The sequence below is a fragment of the Desulfofundulus australicus DSM 11792 genome (genome assembly GCF_900129285.1).
In the GTDB taxonomy this organism is placed as follows: domain Bacteria; phylum Bacillota; class Desulfotomaculia; order Desulfotomaculales; family Desulfovirgulaceae; genus Desulfofundulus; species Desulfofundulus australicus.
The window spans coordinates 69,651-88,497 of sequence record NZ_FQUW01000006.1; the positions used below are offsets into that span (position 1 = coordinate 69,651).

Annotated in this window: 18 protein-coding genes; 3 read left to right on the forward strand and 15 right to left on the reverse strand. The window is 53.0% G+C overall.

The window, feature by feature from the left end:
* Nucleotides 1-19: 19 nt before the first annotated feature.
* From bioB to BUB44_RS02065, 7 genes are all read right to left on the reverse strand, one after another.
* Nucleotides 20-994: a biotin synthase BioB gene (gene bioB, locus BUB44_RS02035; protein WP_073162820.1), complete on the reverse strand. Its 975-nt coding sequence runs from the start codon at nucleotides 992-994 to the stop codon at nucleotides 20-22.
* Between the two features lie 154 nt (nucleotides 995-1,148).
* A complete protein-coding gene (gene bioA, locus BUB44_RS02040; protein WP_073162822.1) occupies nucleotides 1,149-2,516 on the reverse strand; it encodes an adenosylmethionine--8-amino-7-oxononanoate transaminase in 1,368 nt (455 codons plus the stop codon).
* A gap of 238 nt (nucleotides 2,517-2,754) precedes the next feature.
* Nucleotides 2,755-3,477, reverse strand: a complete 723-nt coding sequence (gene bioD, locus BUB44_RS02045; RefSeq protein ID WP_073162823.1) for a dethiobiotin synthase — start codon at nucleotides 3,475-3,477, stop codon at nucleotides 2,755-2,757.
* Nucleotides 3,477-4,046 carry a biotin transporter BioY gene (locus BUB44_RS02050; RefSeq protein WP_083543036.1) on the reverse strand — a complete coding sequence of 190 codons (570 nt, stop codon included), beginning with the start codon at nucleotides 4,044-4,046 and terminating at the stop codon, nucleotides 3,477-3,479. The genes bioD and BUB44_RS02050 overlap by 1 nt, the downstream gene beginning before the upstream one ends.
* A gap of 172 nt (nucleotides 4,047-4,218) precedes the next feature.
* Nucleotides 4,219-5,358, reverse strand: a complete 1,140-nt coding sequence (gene alr, locus BUB44_RS02055) for an alanine racemase (protein WP_073162825.1) — start codon at nucleotides 5,356-5,358, stop codon at nucleotides 4,219-4,221.
* Nucleotides 5,359-5,501: 143 nt separating this feature from the next.
* Nucleotides 5,502-6,647: an alanine dehydrogenase gene (gene ald, locus BUB44_RS02060; protein WP_073162827.1), complete on the reverse strand. Its 1,146-nt coding sequence runs from the start codon at nucleotides 6,645-6,647 to the stop codon at nucleotides 5,502-5,504.
* A 146-nt stretch (nucleotides 6,648-6,793) separates the two neighbouring features.
* A complete protein-coding gene (locus BUB44_RS02065; protein ID WP_083543037.1) occupies nucleotides 6,794-7,270 on the reverse strand; it encodes an amino acid permease in 477 nt (158 codons plus the stop codon).
* Between BUB44_RS02065 and BUB44_RS02070 the strand changes: the two genes are divergently transcribed.
* Nucleotides 7,252-7,617 (forward strand): sensor histidine kinase, encoded by a 366-nt coding sequence (locus tag BUB44_RS02070; RefSeq protein WP_073162830.1) that lies wholly within the window; start codon nucleotides 7,252-7,254, stop codon nucleotides 7,615-7,617. The genes BUB44_RS02065 and BUB44_RS02070 overlap by 19 nt on opposite strands.
* Before the next feature lie 29 nt (nucleotides 7,618-7,646).
* Nucleotides 7,647-8,732, forward strand: coding sequence for a response regulator transcription factor (locus tag BUB44_RS02075; protein ID WP_073162832.1), 1,086 nt, complete (start codon nucleotides 7,647-7,649; stop codon nucleotides 8,730-8,732).
* Here BUB44_RS02075 and pyrE read toward each other — a convergent pair.
* Nucleotides 8,680-9,291, reverse strand: a complete 612-nt coding sequence (gene pyrE / locus BUB44_RS02080) for an orotate phosphoribosyltransferase (RefSeq protein ID WP_027356508.1) — start codon at nucleotides 9,289-9,291, stop codon at nucleotides 8,680-8,682. The genes BUB44_RS02075 and pyrE overlap by 53 nt on opposite strands.
* Nucleotides 9,292-9,407: 116 nt before the next feature.
* On the opposite strand from pyrE, the gene BUB44_RS02085 reads away from it, so the two are divergent.
* Nucleotides 9,408-9,584 (forward strand): small, acid-soluble spore protein, alpha/beta type, encoded by a 177-nt coding sequence (locus BUB44_RS02085; protein WP_073162834.1) that lies wholly within the window; start codon nucleotides 9,408-9,410, stop codon nucleotides 9,582-9,584.
* Nucleotides 9,585-9,625: 41 nt separating this feature from the next.
* Here the strand turns inward: BUB44_RS02085 and pyrF are convergent, their stop codons facing one another.
* The 7 genes from pyrF to BUB44_RS02120 are packed head-to-tail and all read right to left on the reverse strand — an operon-like array spanning nucleotide 9,626 to nucleotide 18,759.
* A complete protein-coding gene (gene pyrF / locus BUB44_RS02090; protein ID WP_073162835.1) occupies nucleotides 9,626-10,354 on the reverse strand; it encodes an orotidine-5'-phosphate decarboxylase in 729 nt (242 codons plus the stop codon).
* Between the two features lie 33 nt (nucleotides 10,355-10,387).
* Nucleotides 10,388-11,305, reverse strand: a complete 918-nt coding sequence (locus tag BUB44_RS02095) for a dihydroorotate dehydrogenase (protein WP_073162837.1) — start codon at nucleotides 11,303-11,305, stop codon at nucleotides 10,388-10,390.
* Nucleotides 11,298-12,116, reverse strand: a complete 819-nt coding sequence (locus BUB44_RS02100) for a dihydroorotate dehydrogenase electron transfer subunit (RefSeq protein WP_073162839.1) — start codon at nucleotides 12,114-12,116, stop codon at nucleotides 11,298-11,300. The genes BUB44_RS02095 and BUB44_RS02100 overlap by 8 nt, the downstream gene beginning before the upstream one ends.
* Nucleotides 12,117-12,164: 48 nt before the next feature.
* The gene (gene carB, locus BUB44_RS02105) at nucleotides 12,165-15,404 is read right to left on the reverse strand and encodes a carbamoyl-phosphate synthase large subunit (protein WP_073162840.1); all 3,240 of its coding nucleotides are present in this window, start codon (nucleotides 15,402-15,404) and stop codon (nucleotides 12,165-12,167) included.
* A gap of 4 nt (nucleotides 15,405-15,408) precedes the next feature.
* Nucleotides 15,409-16,485: a glutamine-hydrolyzing carbamoyl-phosphate synthase small subunit gene (gene carA / locus BUB44_RS02110; RefSeq protein WP_073162842.1), complete on the reverse strand. Its 1,077-nt coding sequence runs from the start codon at nucleotides 16,483-16,485 to the stop codon at nucleotides 15,409-15,411.
* Nucleotides 16,486-16,538: 53 nt separating this feature from the next.
* Nucleotides 16,539-17,834, reverse strand: a complete 1,296-nt coding sequence (locus BUB44_RS02115) for a dihydroorotase (RefSeq protein WP_073162844.1) — start codon at nucleotides 17,832-17,834, stop codon at nucleotides 16,539-16,541.
* The gene (locus tag BUB44_RS02120; protein ID WP_073162846.1) at nucleotides 17,827-18,759 is read right to left on the reverse strand and encodes an aspartate carbamoyltransferase catalytic subunit; all 933 of its coding nucleotides are present in this window, start codon (nucleotides 18,757-18,759) and stop codon (nucleotides 17,827-17,829) included. The genes BUB44_RS02115 and BUB44_RS02120 overlap by 8 nt, the downstream gene beginning before the upstream one ends.
* Nucleotides 18,760-18,847: the final 88 nt, after the last annotated feature.

Below are 18,847 nucleotides of genomic sequence, written 5' to 3' on the forward strand. Positions count from 1 at the left end.
AATTACACCTTTCTTAGGATCAGCCCCCGGCAGCCAGCCTTAAACCCGCAGCGGCTATCATGTTCAGGTCCTCTTGTACTTCATTGCCCCGGGTGGTGAGATAGTTGCCGATCATCAGCCCGTTAATGGCCATTTCCAGGGCTTTTTGCTGCTTTTCCCCCAAACCGGGCTCCCTCCCCCCGCACAGGCGTAAAACGGCCCGGGGCATAATCAGGCGGAAAAGGGCCAGGGTTTTGAAGATCTCCTCTACCGGCAGGGACTTCTGTCCGGCCAGGGGCGTGCCGGGAATGGGATTTAAAATGTTTACCGGAACTGATGTTACCCCCAGTTTCCGCAGTTCCAGGACCATTTCCAAACGGTCGGCTAGAACTTCCCCCATGCCGATGATCCCGCCGGAACAAACCCTTAACCCGGCGGCCTGGGCGGTCCGGATGGTGATCACCCTCTCCTCAAAGGTATGGGTGGTGCAGACGTGAGGGAAATAACTGCGGCTGGTCTCCAGATTGTGATGGTAGGTGGTTACCCCTGCTTCCCTTAAACGCCGGGCCTTCTCCCCATCAATGATCCCCAGGGAAGCGCAGAGTTCCAGGCGGGTTTCGGCCCGGAGCACCCGGTAAATGTCCAGCACCCGCTCAAAATCCTGCTCTCCAATGCCCCGGCCGCTGGTCACCAGGGCAAAACGCCGCGCCCCGGCGGCTTCCATGCGCCGGGCCTTTTCCAGGGCCTCCTCCGCCCCAATCAAGGGATAGGTTCTCGCCCCGGTCCGGTAGCGGGAGGACTGGGCGCAAAAACGGCAGTCTTCACTGCAAAGGCCAGACCGGGCATTAATGATGGAACAGAGCTCCACTTCCCGGCCCCCGAAGCGCTGGCGCACCTGCCGGGACAGGTCCAGCAGCTCCCCCAGTTTCTCCGGCAGCCAGCCGGCCAGGGCGAAGGCTTCTTCCCGGGTTAAGCCCTCCCCTTCCAGGACCTTGCTTTTTATCTCCTGCCACATAAGCTAAAACCCCCCAAAAGATTTTCAACTAATTATCCAGGCATAGGGTACAACCGCTTTTTTAGGGGTGGGACGAACTTTGCCCTTGTTATCGAGTGGTGCACGTTACCTTCACAATGGGTGGTCTCACAACGAAATGGGGTTAGGTGACCTTTTACTTACCCGTGACCACGGCTATGGATTCATAAGTGATCTCCAGGACCTGGTTTAACTCCTCTTCCGACATGGTCAGTACAGGCATGAGTACGATCACATTATCCAGGGGACGGATAACCAGCCCCCGCTGGCGGGCCTCCAGGATCACCCGGTGGCCCACTTGCTCCTCCATAGGGTAAGGTTGTTTGGTTCTTTTATCCGCTACCAGCTCAATACCCACCATCATACCCCGCTGGCGGATGTCCCCCACATGGGGCAACTCCCAGAAACTATCCAGCTTGCGGTGCAGCAGTTCTATTTTAGGTTGCAGGGCGGCCAGCAAATTTTCCTTTTCAAATAACTCAATGCTGGCCAGGGCTGCGGCACAGGCCAGGGGATTGCCCGTGTAGGTATGGCCATGATAAAAGGTCTTGCCTTCCTCCGGTTTACCCAGAAAGGCGCTGTAAACCTCATCGGTAGTCAGGGTGGCAGCAAGGGGAAGATAGCCCCCGGTAATACCCTTGGCCAGGCACATTAAATCGGGAGAAACCCCTTCGTGTTCACAGGCAAAGAGTCGACCTGTCCGGCCGAAACCCACCGCCACCTCATCGGCAATCAGCAGAACGTTATACCTGGTGCATAGTTCCCGCACCCGGCGAAGGAAACCGTCCGGTGCGGTGATCATCCCGGCGGCCCCCTGAACCAGGGGTTCGATGATCACGGCGGCAACCTCCTGGTGGTGCTCTTTTAACAACTCCTCCAGCCGGTCCGCACAGGCCATCCCGCAATTTTCTCTTTCTTTTTCCAGCGGACAGCGGTAGCAATAGGGAGCGGGAGCATGCAGGCATTCAAAAAGCAGGGGCTTAAAGATACCGTGAAAAAGGGATATGCCGCCCACGCTGACCGATCCAATGGTGTCCCCGTGGTAGGCTTCCACCAGGGAGATGAACTTCGTCTTGTTGCGGAAGCGCCCCCCTTCTTTTTGCTGCCAGTATTGGAAAGCCATTTTTAAGGCAATCTCCACGGCGGTGGCCCCGGCGTCGGAGTAAAAAACTTTATTGAGCCCCGGAGGAGTAATCTCCACCAGCTTTTTGGCCAGAAGGATCGAGGGAATGTTGGCCAAACCCAGCAGGGTAGAATGAGCTATTTTATCCAGCTGTTCTTTGATGGCCCGGTTTAATGCGGAATGACAGTGGCCGTGTACGGTCACCCAGAGGGACGAAACTCCATCCAGGTAGCGGTTTCCCTCTACATCAATAAGATAGCTCCCCTCGCCCCGGGCAATGATTAAAGGTTTTTCCCGGGTATACTGCTGCATCTGGGTAAAAGGATGCCAGACGTACTCCTTATCCCACTGTTCCAAAAGGGCGGGATCATATTTATTCAAATCGAGCACCTCCGGAAAAATAAATAGATTGGATATTGCTCAGTTGGCTACTACAGCACTCACCAAAATATGACTATACTCCCGGTGTTACAAGTTTAAATGACAAATAGAGTTCAAAAATAGCCAGTAACCCTGGTGAGTGCTGGGCCCACTCACCCATTTAAGCGGTAACGTTTCCTCAAACTGACTGAAACTGTCATAAGGGGAGTAAGTACGTCTATCTCGTAGTGATGCACCTTCAAATTCCGATAACCAATTTTTCCCAGGATACAGTGTTTTTCACTGCCTCTACCAGCCCGTCAGCGCTCCCTTTTTCCACACTGACCCCCGGCAGGTAGGGTACTATTCCCAGCACGGGCACGCCGGTCATAGCTGCAATAATCCCCGGGTTGTCCTTTTCCGCAGGACCCGCCTCCCCCGCTTTTAGGCCGTTAATAATTATTCCGGCCACGGGAAGACCTCTGTTTTGAGCATAGGCTACGGTCAGCACGGTATGGTTGATGCTGCCCAGCCCGGAGCGGGCCACCACCAGCAGGGGCAGGGAAAGCTCCCGGGCCAGGTCGGCCACGGTAAAGTCGGGACCGGAAAGGGGCACACACAACCCCCCGGCCCCCTCTACCAGGACCAGCTCGTAGCGTTGAAGTACTTCCTGGCAAAAATCCACCACCCGTGATGGTTCAACTCTTTCCCCTGAAAGCTTTGCGGCCAGGTGAGGGGAAACAGCAGGGATAAAACGATAAAGGTTCAGCTCATCTATGGATTGGGGCAGGCCGGCCACATGACGGTAAAAAATTACATCCTCGGGGACTAACCGCCCGTTGGCCTCAATTGCCCCGCTCTGCACCGGTTTTATGGCTACGGCATCAATTCCACGGCGACGCCAGACCCCCACCAGGGCGACGGTGATCACTGTCTTGCCCACACCGGTATCAGTACCGGTAACCAGATATCCCCTGCCCATTAAAACACCTCCCGGTGGACTGGATTGACGGATTGTAGTGTCTTATATACCCTGCCGCCAACCAGGGAGGCTACCAGGGATAAAAACAGATCCCCCGGTGCACAGACAATGGCTCCAAACCATACCGCCTGGGCCAGGGTGAAGGGTTTTTGCACCACGTAATTTAAAATTATGTACAGGTGGATCACTCCCAGGACGTAAACCACCACGAGCCCGGCCATACTGGCCAAAAAATAACCGGGTATACCCTTTTCCCTTACCCTTTCTACAACCGCCCCGATAACGTAAGCGCCCAGGGCAAATCCCACCAGGTAACCAAAGGTGGGCTGTAGCACGTAGGCCGGGCCGCCACCCTGGGCAAAAATGGGCAGTCCGGCCAATCCCAGGGCAAGATAGGTTACCTGGCTCAAAAAAGCCAGCCGCTTGTCCAACAAAAGCCCGGCAAAAAGGACAAAGAGAAACTGCAGGGTAAAGGGCACATAAGGAATGGGAATCTTAATGAAAGCTCCCACTGCCGTCAGAGCGGCAAACATGGACACCAGAACCATTTCTTTTACCGACAACCGCAAAATTCTATCCCCCCTATCGTTAACCATAGGTAAATATTTGGTTAACAAATAATATATAGCAACCCTTTCCTCAAGTCAACCAGAATTACCTTGCTCCTGGGAAGCAGTTCCCGGATAACCGTCGCCTGCAAAACTGCAAATTGGGCCGGGTTTAACCCGGCCCGTATCAGTATCAAGCATTAAGATAAATACGCGGTACCCGCTTACTAATCATACATACCATTTCATAATTAATTGTGCCTATATGGGAAGCCACTTCCTCAACGGGCAAAAACTGCTCCCCCTGCACTCCGAAGAGAACGACCTCGTCCCCCGGCTGCACCCCCGGAACCCGGGTTACGTCCACCATACACTGGTCCATGCACACCCGACCTACCAGCGGTGCCCTCTGTCCATGAATTAATACTTCGGCTTTATTGGACAGCAGGCGGGACCAGCCATCGGCATAGCCAAGGGGGAGAGTGGCAATAATCGAGGGGCTGGTGGTGGTAAACTTGCGGCCGTAGCTGATAGATGTACCGGCCGGCACCCGTTTAATATATGCTACCCGTGCCTTCAATTGCATGGCCGGCTTTAAATCGATCACCCGCCTTACCTCTGAAGAAGGCCACAGGCCGTACATAATAATACCCGTCCGTACCATATCCAGATGCATTTCCGGTAAATCCAGGGTGGTGGCACTGTTTGCCACATGCTTAAGCGGTATGGTTAACCCCCGGGCTTCAATACCGGCCAGTGCCTCTTTAAAGCGCCTGAACTGCCAGTAGGTGTAGGTTTTGTCCCGTTCATCGGCGCAGGCCATGTGTGTATAGACCCCTTCAATAAAAATGCCCGGCAGCCGGGAAATAGCTTCTGCAAACTCCGGCGCTTCATCGGGGAAGACACCTATACGGCCCATCCCCGTATCCACCTTTATATGCACTCGAACAATTTTCCCCGCTGTTTCGGCGGCGGCAGAAATGGCCCGGGCAACCTCCAGGGAAAATACGGTTTGGGTCAAATCATACTCCACTAATATGCAGGCCTGTTCCGGAGGGGTATAGCCCAGGATTAAAATAGGGGCAGTTATACCTTCCCGGCGAAGAGCCAGGGCTTCATCAAGGATAGCCACGGCCAGGTACTGGGCACCACTGGCCAGAGCTACCCGGGCTACGGGTATGGCCCCGTGACCGTAGGCATCCGCCTTGACCACGGCCATCAGTTTCGTCCCGGGTTGGATCAATTTCCGGATTTCCCGTATGTTATGAGCTATAGCTCCCAAATTCACCTCGGCCCAAACAGGGCGAACGTTGTCATAACTTCCAGCTTTCATTTAAAGGACCCCTTTATGTTTGTTTGTATATAACTACACATAAAGTTATTAAAAAATTGGCTGTTATAACACAGGAGGCCTCTCGGAAGAGAGGCCCGCTATTATCATTTTACTGCTTCGGACTACGACATACAAGTACGGCATCAAGCAATACGCATTAAATCTACCGGCACATCCATCAATTCATGCAGAGGAGTGTATTCTAAATTCAGGGCTTCGGCAACAGCCTTGTATGTTACCTTACCGTCAATTACGTTAACGCCCCTGGCCAGCGCAATGTCCTCTTTAACGGCCCGGGCCACGCCCTTATTGGCCAGCTCTAAAGCGTAAGGTATAGTGACATTGGTTAGGGCATAAGTAGATGTCCGGGCAACGGCACCGGGAATGTTGGCCACAGCATAATGAATAACTCCGTGTTTGACGTAAGTCGGGTTGGAGTGGGTGCTCACCCGGTCAGCGGTTTCCACACAGCCGCCCTGATCTATGGCTACGTCCACAATAACAGAACCGGGTTGCATGGCTTTAACCATTTCTTCTGTAACCAGTTTGGGAGCTTTGGCTCCAGGAATGAGCACTGCCCCAATGACCAGATCGGCATCTTTTACGGCTTCCATAATATTATAGCTGCTGGATACAAGGGTTTTAATGCGGGAGCCAAAAATATCATCGAGGTACTGCAAACGCTCCACGTTTTTATCAATAATAGTTACATCTGCCCCCATACCCACGGCAATTTTTGCTGCATTGGTACCCACTGTACCGCCGCCGATAATAACCACTTTAGCTGGAGGTACACCGGGAACCCCCCCAAGGAGCACTCCCCGGCCACCGTAATGTTTCTCTAAGAACTGGGCCCCAATTTGAACGGACATACGACCGGCTACTTCGCTCATAGGCATAAGCAATGGCAAAGTTCCCCGGTTGGTTTGAATGGTTTCATAGGCAATGCCTGTAACTTTTCTGGCCAGTAAAGCTTTTGTCAGTTCCGGTTCGGGAGCCAGGTGCAGGTAAGTAAAAAGAATTTGGCCTTCTTTGAATAAATCATATTCCGCCGGAAGGGGTTCTTTAACCTTCATAATCATATCGGCCTGCTCATAAACATCTTCCCTGGTGGGCAGCATGCGTGCCCCGGCAGCTACGTATTCTTCATCTGTAATACCGCTGCCCAGACCTGCACCGGCCTCAATGACCACCTGGTGCCCCGCCTGAACCAGAGCCTGCACACCAGAGGGAGTAATACCAACCCTGTTCTCGTTATCCTTAATTTCTTTAGGTACACCAACTATCATTCCGTCTACCTCCCTGTAAATGTCGCCGATTTTGACCTGCTCTGAAGGTCCTCCCTAAATATTCTTCTTGCAGTTAACCGTATAACCTTGACGTTTTTTTGCCCAACCTTGTTGTAAATTTGCCTTTTTAACCTGTCCGTTTAAACTCATCTTCTGGCATTGGCCGGAGTAAATTGTAACGCTTCGCTACCCTCCTGGTTGCGCCTGTGCATACCGAAAATATAATAAGATGCTATGACCAATATGAACCAGACTGGACCCACATACAGGGCTATACGGGTACCCGAATCAAAGGCCATGAGAACCAGTACGAAAGCCAGGAAGGCCAGCGCCGCCCAGGAGGCATAGGGCCACAGGGGGGTGCGGTATGTTACCCTGGCCAATTCCTCCGGTGATAGTGATTGACGGAATTTCATTTCTGCCACCAGGATAATTCCCCAAATATATAGGGCACCAACGGTGGCCACACTGGTAATGTAAATGAAGACTTTGGCCGGTACCAGATAATTTAAAATCACACCCACTAGAAGGAAAGCCGAGGAAACCAGTATACCGACGTAGGGAATGCCGTGTTTGGAAAGTCTCCCCAATACGGGAGGAGCATTTGGAATTAGCGGTACCATTTTTAAGCCTGCAACCACTGGTGGAAAATGCCTGTATTCACGGGCTGGAACCCAAAGAAGGACCGGGGCACCTGATTATAACCGGAGAAATGGAGGGTGGGATCTGCCAGCTCAGCGTTATCGATGATGGTGTGGGCATCCCTCCCCAAATACTGGCTCAATTCAATGATCAAAACCAGTTGAAACCGGATGTGACGCGGGGAATCGGCCTTCAAAATGTAAACGAAAGAATAAAACTTTACTTCGGTCCCCAGTACGGGATTAATCTCGCTAGCCGCCCGGGATGGACAAAGGTATCTTTAAAACTACCCTTTTACCTGCCCAAAATAACAACTGAAGCAAGCTGATTCTCTTTAACGTGCAGGAGGAAGGTTTCGTGTATAAAATCCTGTTAGCCGAAGACGAAGAGTTGGAACGTGCATTTTTGCGTCACCTGGTGGAAAATACGGGCCTGCCCGTAACCGTGGTTGGTGAAGCAGCAAACGGCAGGGAAGCAGTGAAACTGGCCGAGATTATTCAGCCTGAAATTATTCTTATGGATATTAAAATGCCTGGAATGGATGGCCTTACGGCCACCCGGCTCATTAAAGAAAAAAACCCCACCGTAGAGGTAATTATAATTACCACCTACGGGGAGTTCTCCTACTCCCAGCAAGCTATTAAGAACAAAGTGGCCGATTACCTTTTAAAACCCGTACAACCGGAAGAACTTTTCACCTGCCTGGAAAAAATTACATCCCAGCTGGCTCAAAAAGCTTCGGACATAGAGGGAATACTCTACACCGCACCTCCTCTGTATTCACAGGCCACTACACTTGTGAGCGCCATCAAACTCCTGGACCGGGAAGCAGCAATCCAAATAGGTTATGATCTGGTAAATACATTTTTAAGCGAAATAAAGCACCCCACTCCCCGGCAAATAGCAACTTTTGCCTTTGAGTTTTTAATTATGGCCGGTCAGGCTCTCTTGAAACCGGGGGAAGGCAAGGTAAACCTTTCATCTCAGCAAAACGAACTTGCCCGGCAGATTACCCTTCTTAACTCCCCCGGCGACCTGTACCGCTGGGTGGAAAACGTTATCCATACATATATCCACTGGCTGCAGGAACAGGCATCCAGTACAGACCAGAACATCATCCGCCAGGTGAAGGAGCTAATCCATAACAATTATAACAAGCCCATCAGCCTTTCCCAGGTGGCCAATCAGGTTCATTTAAGCCCGGCCTATTTAAGCCGTCTGTTCAAACAGCGAACGGGCCAGAGTTTTATAGATTATCTTACCCAGGTCCGGGTAAACGAGGCCAAGGCCCTGCTGCTGGCCGAAGATAAAACCATCGACCAGATTGCCAGTGCAGTGGGATTTAATAATAACAGCTACTTCACCGCAGTTTTTAAGAAACGTGAAGGAGTTACCCCTTCGGAGTTCCGCCAGCGCCGGAGAGGTGGCGGCTCCCGGGCTTGACCGCCGGAATACCTTCACGGCAAAGAGGACATTCCTCCGGGCTATAGGTAACCACCGGAATGGTCAACAGAGCTCGAAGGGGTACATCCAGATTTGCATTCCCATTACTGCGGTCGACAAGTACGGCAACCCCGGCCACCTGTGCGCCGGCCTCCCTGGCTACGGCAATCACTTCCCGTACCGAACCCCCAGTAGTAATTACATCCTCCACCACCAGCACCCGTTCCCCGGGTGACAGGGTAAACCCCCTGCGCAGCGTCATTATCCCGTTCTCCCTTTCAGTAAACAGGCTTCTCGCCCCCAGAACCCGGGCTACTTCATAGGATACCAGTATGCCACCAAGGGCAGGGCCAATAACGGTTTCCACGCCTGCAAGTTCCCCATCTCCCCATTTACGGACAAGCTCCCTGCATAACAATTCGCAGTACCGGGGGTATTCGAGTACCCGGGCGCACTGGAAATAACGATCGCTATGACGCCCGGAGGTTAACACAAAATGACCGGTAAGCATGGCGCCGGTTTTTTTAAAAATCGATAAAATTTCCTCATGATTGAGCAAAGCTTTTCACCCCAAACCTTTAAATTCTTACCAGGAATGATGCGCCTGGATTAATTGCATATTAATAATGCCGCCTTTATCCTATCAGTCATGCCGCTTTAAAGGGAGGCAGGCTAATGGGCAGAAGGCGTAAAGGATTGATGTCCGAAAGGCTGAAATACGAGTTGGCCGAAGAACTGGGAGTAGCCGATCTGGTACGCAGGGAAGGTTGGGGAAGCGTTTCCTCACGGGACTGCGGAAACCTGGTCCGGCTGGCCATCGAAAGAGCCGAACGGGCAATGATTCAGGGATAAAGGCGGCAGGGGTGGGCTGTTTTTAAATAGCCACCCCTTTATTATATCGCAATCATCTCATCCAAAATAAATCTGGCTGCTTTCGCGGGATCGGGCGCAGCAATAATGGGACGACCTACTACCAGGTGGCTGGCCCCGGCGGCGAGAGCAACTGCAGGAGTCACGATTCGTTTCTGATCGCCACCAGCAGTACCGGAAGGACGAATACCGGGGGTAACTATTATAAAGTCCGGCCCGCAAAGGCGGCGGATAGCCCCGGCTTCGTAAGCCGAAGCCACTACACCATCCAGTCCGCATTCCCGGGCCAAAAGTGCCCAGGCTACCACCTTATCGGCAACCGGTCCCGAAAAACCAAGCTCCTGATTAAAAGCAAGCTGATCGATGCTGGTAAGAACAGTAACAGCAAGAACCAGCGGCCGGGAAAGACCAAGTTTAGCCGACTCTTCCTGGCAGGACTCCAGCGCCGCCCGCATCATGGTCCGCCCGCCGGCAGCGTGAACGTTAAACATGGCCACACCCAGCCTGGTGAGTACGCGGGTTGCACGAGCCACGGTATTGGGAATATCGTGTAATTTTAAATCAAGGAACAGTTTTACTCCCCGCCGGCGCAATTCATTTATTATAACCGGCCCCTGACTGTAAAACAGCTCCATACCAACTTTAAACAGGCCCGCCCACGGTTTGAGCCGCTCAACAAGCTTCAAAGCCTGTTCCGCAGAATCCACATCCAGGGCAACGATTAATTTTTCCCTGGCCTCGGAAATATGCACAAAAACCCTCCTTACATTACATTAATTTCAAAACTACCTGTGAGCCGCTCCAATTAATTCCCGGATGTCTTTTATACCTTCTTCCTCCAAAAATCTTTCGATCCCCTCTATAATGTCCAGGGTAGCCCGGGGATTGATAAAGTTGGCCGTTCCTACGGCTACGGCGGTAGCACCGGCCATGATAAATTCCAGGGCATCGCCGGCCGTAACGATGCCACCCATGCCCACAATGGGCACCTTTAAAGCCCGGTAAACCTGCCAAACCGCCCGAACCGCCACCGGCCTGATAGCCGGGCCGGACAGGCCACCCATAACGTTGGCCAGGACCGGACGGCGGCGGCGAATATCTATGACCATCCCCAGGAGCGTATTAATCATGGACAGGGCATCGGCTCCTGCTTTCACCACCGCTTCCGCCACCTGGACAATACTGGTCACATTGGGAGATAGCTTGACCACCACCGGAAGGCGGGTAGCACTTTTTACCTCCTGCACAACTGCTGCAGCCGAGCCGGGATCAGCACCAAAAGCCAGCCCGCCTTTTTTAACATTCGGGCAGGATATATTTACTTCCAGCGCCGCTACCCCCGGCACCCCATTCAGCCTGGCCGCCAGGGCGGCATATTCCTCCACCGTGTCCCCGGCAATATTCACAATCACCGGCAGGTCAAACTGCCTCAGGTAGGGCAGGGCTGCTTCAATAAAATGTTCCACACCGGGATTCTGTAAACCTATGGAATTTAAAATGCCCGCCGGTGTTTCCACAATACGCGGAGGAGGATTCCCCGGACGGGGGTTAAGGGTGGTTCCCTTGACTACAATAGCTCCCAGGCGGTTCAAATCAACAAAAGGAGCATACTCGGAACCAAAACCAAAAGTACCCGAGGCTGTGGTCACGGGGTTTTTCATCCTGATGCCGGCAACATCCACGGCAAGGCTGGGCTTAGCCATTAATACATTCCTCCTGATCCCATACCAGCTGGTCGGCTCTAAAAACCGGTCCTTCCACACACACCCGGCGGTACCGGAAGGGTCTTTCTCCCTCACCGGTAGTTTTGCACACGCAGGAAAGGCAAGCCCCCACCCCGCAACCCATACGCTCCTCCAGGGAAAATTCCCCGGGCAGGCCATAGCGGGCCAAAAGCATAGCCGTCTGGCGCAACATACCACCTGGACCGCAAGCGTAAACCATGTCTACCTCTCTGCCGGCCAGCGCCCTTTCCAGTAAATCCGTCACCGGTCCGTGGTAGCCGCAAGTACCATCATCAGTGGCTACGGTCACATTAAAGGGAACGTTATTTCCCCCTTCCCTTCCCAGGGGTAGATGGTGGATGCTGCGGGCTCCCACCAGCATAAGGACCGGGTTTTTTCTTCGAACCAGTTCGTTTCCCAAAAAAACAAGAGGAGCCACACCAATACCTCCACCAACCAGAATTACCCGCCGCTCCGGCTCCGGCAGGGTGAAACCACGACCCAGGGGTCCCATAACCGGGAGCTGATCCCCCTGTCTTTTCGCAGCAAGCAAGGAGGTACCTCTTCCTATTACTTGATAAAGAAGTAGTAATTCTCCTCTCTCCCGGTTTACCCCGTGAATGCTTAACGGGCGGCGCAGCAGGGGATCCAGGCTGCTGCTACAGCGTATATATACAAACTGGCCCGGCACAGCACGAGAAGCTATCTCAGGTGCATAAAGGTTCATCCGGTACTGCCCCAACCCCACCTGCTCCTGTTTTATGATCCTGGCAGTTATATCAGTTGCCATTACCGGGTTTCCTCCTGCAATTAATTTTGTTACCGTGAGATACCTGGGTTAGGCAGCAGGCTCAGGTAGCGGAGCCGGGCCGGCCAGTTCCTGGATGGGAATAATTTTCATATCCGCACCATCCCTGATGGAAACAAGCACTTCCAGAATGGCCCGGGCAGTATCCAGGGAGGTCAGGCATGGTACGCCATGCTCCACGGCGGCCCGGCGGATGCGAAAACCGTCCCGCTCCGGTGCTTTCCCGCGAGTAAGGGTATTGATGACCAGATGAATTTTTCCTGCCCGGATGAGATCCACAATGTGGGGTGAACCCTCCCGCACCTTGTTCACCCTCTCCACTTCCAAACCATTTTCCCGCAAGAAGGCCGCCGTCCCGGCAGTGGCACAGATATTATACCCCAGGCCGGCCAATCCTTTGATAACAGGTAAAGCCTCTTCTTTATCCTTGTCCGCAATGGTAGCCAGAATGGTACCGTTACGGGGAATATTGTAGCCTGCTGCCAGGAGAGCCTTATACAAAGCTGCCGGGTAGCTGATATCCACCCCCATAACCTCTCCGGTAGATTTCATTTCCGGTCCCAGGGATATATCCACCTGAAGCAACTTGGCAAAGCTGAATACAGGTGCCTTGACACCAAAATAACGGCTCTCCGGGTAAAGTCCACCCTCGTATCCCAGTTCCCTTAACTTGCGCCCTAAAATTACTTTTGTAGCCAGCCTGATCATGGGTATGCCGGTAATTTTGCTCATATAAGGCACTGTACGGCTGGCCCGCGGGTTCACCTCCAGTACGTAAACCTGGCCGTTATATAGCACATACTGGATATTAATCATTCCCCGTACGTTTAGCGCCCGGGCCAGACGGGTAGTGTAATCCACCAGTTGTTCCCCTATTTCTGCGGTAATTCCATTTCCCGGGTAAACGGCTATACTATCCCCGGAATGAACGCCGGCCCGCTCGATATGTTTCATAATCCCCGGAATTAACACCGTTTCCCCGTCGGATATAGCATCTACTTCCAGTTCTTCGCCCTGCAAGTACTTATCCACCAGTACCGGGTGTTCGGGAGTAACCTTAACGGCGTTGGCCATATAGCTGAGCAGTTCCTCACGGTTATAGACAATCTCCATGGCCCGGCCACCCAGAACATAGGAAGGCCTGACCAGGACGGGAAACCCAATTTCGCGGGCAATATTTACTGCTTCTTCCACGGAAAAAGCCGCCCTGCCCGGAGGCTTGGGAATCCCCAGTTCCACCAGCAGCTGATCGAAACGCTCCCGGTCTTCCGCCCTGTCAATATCTTCTACCGAGGTACCCAAAATAGGTATACCGTACCTGGCCAGGGGAACAGCCAGGTTGATGGCCGTCTGGCCGCCAAACTGGACAATTACCCCCTCGGGACGCTCCTTCTCCAGGATATTTAATACGTCCTCCAGAACCAGGGGTTCAAAATAAAGCCGGTCAGCAGTATCAAAGTCAGTGCTCACTGTTTCCGGATTGTTGTTAATTATGACCGCCTTTACGCCTTCTTCCCGCAGCGCCCATACGGAATGAACCGAGCAGTAGTCGAACTCGATACCCTGGCCGATACGGATTGGACCCGATCCCAGAACCACCACTTTTCGTACGTTGCTGTTATTAGCTTCATCCTCTTTATCATAGCAGGAATAGTAATATGGAGTCACAGCTTCGAACTCGGCCGCACAGGTATCCACCATTTTATAGACCGGCTTAATACCATAATCCTTTCGTAAAGTTCTAATCTCCGCCTCTTTCAGGCCAGTAATCTGGGCCAGGTAAGCATCGGCAAAACCCATTTCCTTGGCCCGGCGCAGTAATTCCGGCGTCAATGCTGCCGGTCCCCGGCTCTGGATTTCCTGCTCCAGCTGTACAATATTTTGGATTTTGTTAAGGAAGAAACGATCAATACCCGTTAAGGCATGAACCCTATCCAGAAGCATTCCCCGGCGCAATGCCTCGGCCACCACAAACAGGCGCATATCTTCAGCCCGGGTCAACTTGTTTTCAATTTCTTCATCGCTCCACTCTTTCATTTCCGGAACCAGAAGACCCATCAGACCGATTTCCAGTGAACGTACTGCTTTCAACAGGGCACCTTCCAGGGTGCGATCTATGGCCATAACTTCCCCCGTAGCTTTCATCTGGGTACCCAGGGTACGATCGGCCAGAACAAACTTGTCAAAGGGCCAGCGGGGGAATTTCAACACCACGTAGTCTATGGAGGGTTCAAAACAGGCATAGGTCTTACCGGTAACTGCGTTTTTGATCTCGTCAAGGGTTAACCCTACAGCAACTTTGCTGGAAACCTTGGCAATAGGATAACCCGTAGCTTTGGAGGCCAGGGCCGAAGAACGGGATACCCGGGGGTTGACCTCAATAACATAATATTTATAGCTGCCGGGATCCAGGGCAAACTGGATGTTACAACCCCCCTCTACCCCCAATGCACGGATGATATTCAGCGAGGCAGTACGCAACATATGAAATTCCCTGTCACTCAAGGTCTGCACGGGGGCAACCACAATGCTGTCACCCGTATGAATGCCCATGGGGTCAATATTCTCCATGCTGCAGATGATGATGCAGTTATTGGCGCTATCCCGCATTACCTCAAACTCAATTTCTTTCCAGCCCACAACGCTTCTTTCCACCAGCACCTGATGAATAATGCTGGCTTTTAAGCCTTTGGTTACCGTGGCCCTGAGTTCTTCGCGGTTATAGACCATACCCCCGCCTGTACCCCCCAGGGTGTAGGCGGGGCGTACCACCAGGGGAAAACCTATTTCCCTGGCAAAAGCTTCTGCTTCCTCAACACTGCTGGCGATAATGCTTTCCGGTACCGGCTCACCAATGCGCTCCATGGTGGCCTTAAACTCCTCCCGGTCCTCCGCCCGGCGAATAGCCTCCAGGGGAGTACCCAGAAGTTGCACTCCCTCAGCCTCCAGGACTCCCATATTGGCCAACTGCAGGGCCAGATTTAGCCCCACCTGCCCCCCCAGGCTGGGTAGCAAACCGTCCGGTTTTTCCCTGCGGATAATGCGGGCAACAAACTCGGGCGTCAGTGGTTCTATATAGACCCGGTCAGCCATGTTGGTATCGGTCATAATGGTAGCCGGATTACTGTTTACCAGCACCACTTCCAGACCTTCTTCCCGCAGAGCACGGCAGGCCTGAGTGCCGGCGTAATCAAATTCTGCTGCCTGGCCAATAACTATGGGTCCGGAACCTATAACCATTACCTTGCGCAGTCCTTTTTTCAACGGCATGTTCTCACTTCCTCCGCTGCATTAATTGAATGAACTCGTCGAAAAGGTAAGCCGATTCCCGCGGTCCTGGAGAAGCCTCGGGGTGATACTGCACCGAAAAAACCGGTAGTTCCCTGTGCCTGATACCCTCCACTGTACCGTCGTTCAAGTTACGATGGCTGATTTCCACAGGTAAACCGGCCAGGGAATCGTCAGCCACAGCAAAACCATGATTCTGGGAGGTAATGTAGACTCTACCTGTTCTCAAATCCTTAACCGGATGATTGGCTCCCCGGTGACCAAATTTCATTTTATAGGTCCTGGCACCCAGGGCCAGGGCGATTACCTGGTGACCCAGGCAAATACCAAATATTGGGTACTGACCTATCAATTCTTTAATAGTCTTGATGGTATAGGGAACATCCATGGGGTCGCCGGGACCATTGGATAAAAGAATGCCATCGGGTTCCAGGGCCATTATTTTCCGGGCCGTAGCAGTAGGAGGTACCACCACTATCTCACAATTTCGCTTCTGTAAATGGCGGATAATATTTAATTTGGAACCGAGGTCTATTAGAATCACACGGTACCCTTTACCTTCCAGAGTAAAGATTTCCTTTGTGGCCACTTCAAGTACCAGTTCTTGGCCTGTAAGATGGGGACACTGCCTGGCCTTTTCCACCAGCAGGGCGGGGTCGTCACATTCCGTGCTCAAAACCCCCCGCATTGTTCCCCGGTTACGCAGGTGGCGGGTCAGGGCACGGGTGTCAATGCCGGAAATACCCACCACTCCCTCCCGGGCCAGGAAATCGGAAAGGCGATAACTGGCCCGCCAGTTGCTGGGACGATCACACTCTTCGTGTACTACAAAACCTCTTACAAATGATTTTTTTGATTCGAAATCTTCCCGGTTGATACCGTAGTTACCAATCAAAGGATAGGTCATCACCACAATCTGGCCGCAGTAAGACGGGTCGGTGAGGATTTCCTGGTAACCAGTCATGGCGGTATTAAAAACCACCTCTCCCCATCTCTCCCCCCTCGCTCCAAAGGCCCGACCGGTAAATACCGTTCCATCTTCCAGAGCTAAAATGGCCTGCACTATCGAAACACCTCTCCATCTGGTGATTATTTGCCTATTGGGGTCGCCCTGCTTCAGGTTACCGCCAGCAACCCGCGGTCATAGACCAACCGCCCCCTGACGATGGTGGCTACGGGAAGCCCCTGCAACTTCTTCCCACTAAAGGGGGAGTTCCGCCCTTTACTGGCAAAGGTAGAGGGATCTACCACCTCGGTCAGGCCGGGGTCAATGATGGTAATATCGGCATCGGCACCAACTCTAATCACACCATCCTGCAGTCCCAGGATGCGGGCTGGATTTACTGTCAGTTTGCGGATGGCTTCTACCGGACTCAGAACTCCTGGTATCACCAGCTCCGTCCAGACCAGACCGACAGCGGTTTCCAGCCCCACCATGCCGAAGGGGGCCAGCTGGAACTCAACATCCTTTTCTTCCACCGTATGAGGGGCATGGTCGGTGGCAATGACGTCAATGGTACCGTCGGCCAGAGCTTCCTTCAACGCTGCCACATCCTCCTCCGTGCGCAGGGGAGGATTGACCTTGGCGCTGGTATTATAACCGGCCACCGCCCGGTCGGTAAGAGTGAAATGATGGGGCGTGACCTCTGCAGTCACCGGTACTCCCCGGGCCTTGGCCTCGCGGATCAAACGCACCGATCCAGCAGTGCTGACGTGGGCAATGTGCAGGGGGCAACCAGTATGCTCGGAAAGGATAATATCTCTAGCAACCATGATTTCTTCAGCAGCAGCAGGTATGCCGGGCAACCCTAAGACGGTGGACATATAACCTTCATGCATCACACCACCGGCAGATAGGGTTGGCTCCTCACAATGGGAGATTACAGGCAACCCTACCATCCGGGCATACTGCATAGCACGACGCATAACGGCTGCACTGGATACCGGGCGACCGTCATCGGAGAATGCCACTGCCCCGGCCTCCTTCAAATCGGCCATTTCCGTCAGCTCTTCACCCCGACTGCCGCGGGTAAGAGCTGCTACGGGGTATACTTTTATCAGGCCCGCTTGTTCAGCTCTGGCCCTGATATAGGAAATCACTGCCCGGTTATCAGCCACCGGATCGGTATTGGGCATACAGGCCACGGCGGTAAATCCTCCCCGGGCAGCTGCCCGGCTGCCTGTAGCAATGGTTTCCTTGGCCTCAAAACCCGGTTCCCGGAAATGAACATGCATATCGATTAGACCCGGTGATACCAGCCTGCCTCCAACATCGATGACAGTCCCCTCACTGGCTTCCAGGTCCTGTCCAATAGCGGCAATCTTTCCCTTTTCGATTAAAATATCCGCGGGGAAAATCTCACCGGCAGCGGGATCAACCACCAGGCCACCTTTAAGCAGTAACTTATGCAACTGGTATCCCCCCTCCACCCAGCAGGTAAAGCAAAGCCATGCGTACAGCCACTCCATTGGTTACCTGCTCAGTAATTACTGAATTAACTCCGTCAGCCACCTCCGGTGATATTTCCACCCCCCGGTTGATTGGCCCGGGATGCATAACCAGAGCTCCCGGACGGGCCAGGGCCAGTCTTTGCCGGTTCAGGCCAAATAAACGGGTGTACTCTTGCAGGCTGGGGAAAAGACCTTGCTGCTGTCTTTCCAGCTGGATGCGTAACATCATTACCACATCAGCGCCCTCCAGAGCCTCTTCTATCCCTGTACATACCTCTACCCCCATGGTTTCTATGCTGGCAGGAATCATGGTAGCGGGACCACAAATACGTACCCGGGCTCCCATTTTGGTAAAACCCCATATATTGGAACGAGCTACCCGGCTGTGCAGGATATCTCCAATGATGGCTACATTCAGGCCAGCCAATTTCCCCAACTTTTCCCGTACTGTAAACATGTCCAGAAGAGCCTGGGTGGGATGCTCATGGGTACCATCCCCGGCATTTATAACTGCTGCAGGAATGGTCTCAGCCAGCAGGTTAGGGGCTCCGGCCATAGGGTGGCGCAGGACAACCACATCTGCACCCATAGCCGCCAGCGTGCGGGCGGTATCCTTCAGAGTTTCTCCTTTAACCACACTGCTGGTCGAAGCTGACAGGTTAACGCTATCAGCGCTTAAATATTTGGCGGCCAGTTCAAAGGAAGTCCGGGTACGGGTACTGGGCTCATAAAATAACGTTACCACCGTCCGTCCTCTTAACGCGGGAACCTTTTTAATAGTACGCCCCAAAACCTCTTTCATGGAAACTGCGGTGTCCAGGATTATTTCAATTTCTTCCACCGACAGGTTTTGCAGGCCAAGAACATCCTTGCGTTTCCAGTTCATGCTGCGAGACCTCCGAACGAAATTCCCAAAATAAAAGCCCCGTCCGGTTTGAGTACCTGAACGAGGCCGGCATGCACCACCGGATGTG

Bases quoted from the DNA above. Each gene is read 5' to 3' on its own strand.
- bioB (WP_073162820.1), bottom strand. From the start codon at position 994: ATGTGGCAGGAGATAAAAAGCAAGGTCCTGGAAGGGGAGGGCTTAACC.
- bioD (WP_073162823.1), bottom strand. From the start codon at position 3,477: ATGGGCAGGGGATATCTGGTTACCGGTACTGATACCGGTGTGGGCAAG.
- alr (WP_073162825.1), bottom strand. From the start codon at position 5,358: ATGAAAGCTGGAAGTTATGACAACGTTCGCCCTGTTTGGGCCGAGGTG.
- ald (WP_073162827.1), bottom strand. From the start codon at position 6,647: ATGATAGTTGGTGTACCTAAAGAAATTAAGGATAACGAGAACAGGGTT.
- BUB44_RS02065 (WP_083543037.1), bottom strand. From the start codon at position 7,270: ATGGTACCGCTAATTCCAAATGCTCCTCCCGTATTGGGGAGACTTTCC.
- BUB44_RS02085 (WP_073162834.1), top strand. From the start codon at position 9,408: ATGGGCAGAAGGCGTAAAGGATTGATGTCCGAAAGGCTGAAATACGAG.
- BUB44_RS02095 (WP_073162837.1), bottom strand. From the start codon at position 11,305: ATGGCTAAGCCCAGCCTTGCCGTGGATGTTGCCGGCATCAGGATGAAA.
- BUB44_RS02100 (WP_073162839.1), bottom strand. From the start codon at position 12,116: ATGGCAACTGATATAACTGCCAGGATCATAAAACAGGAGCAGGTGGGG.
- carB (WP_073162840.1), bottom strand. From the start codon at position 15,404: ATGCCGTTGAAAAAAGGACTGCGCAAGGTAATGGTTATAGGTTCCGGA.
- BUB44_RS02120 (WP_073162846.1), bottom strand. From the start codon at position 18,759: ATGAACTGGAAACGCAAGGATGTTCTTGGCCTGCAAAACCTGTCGGTG.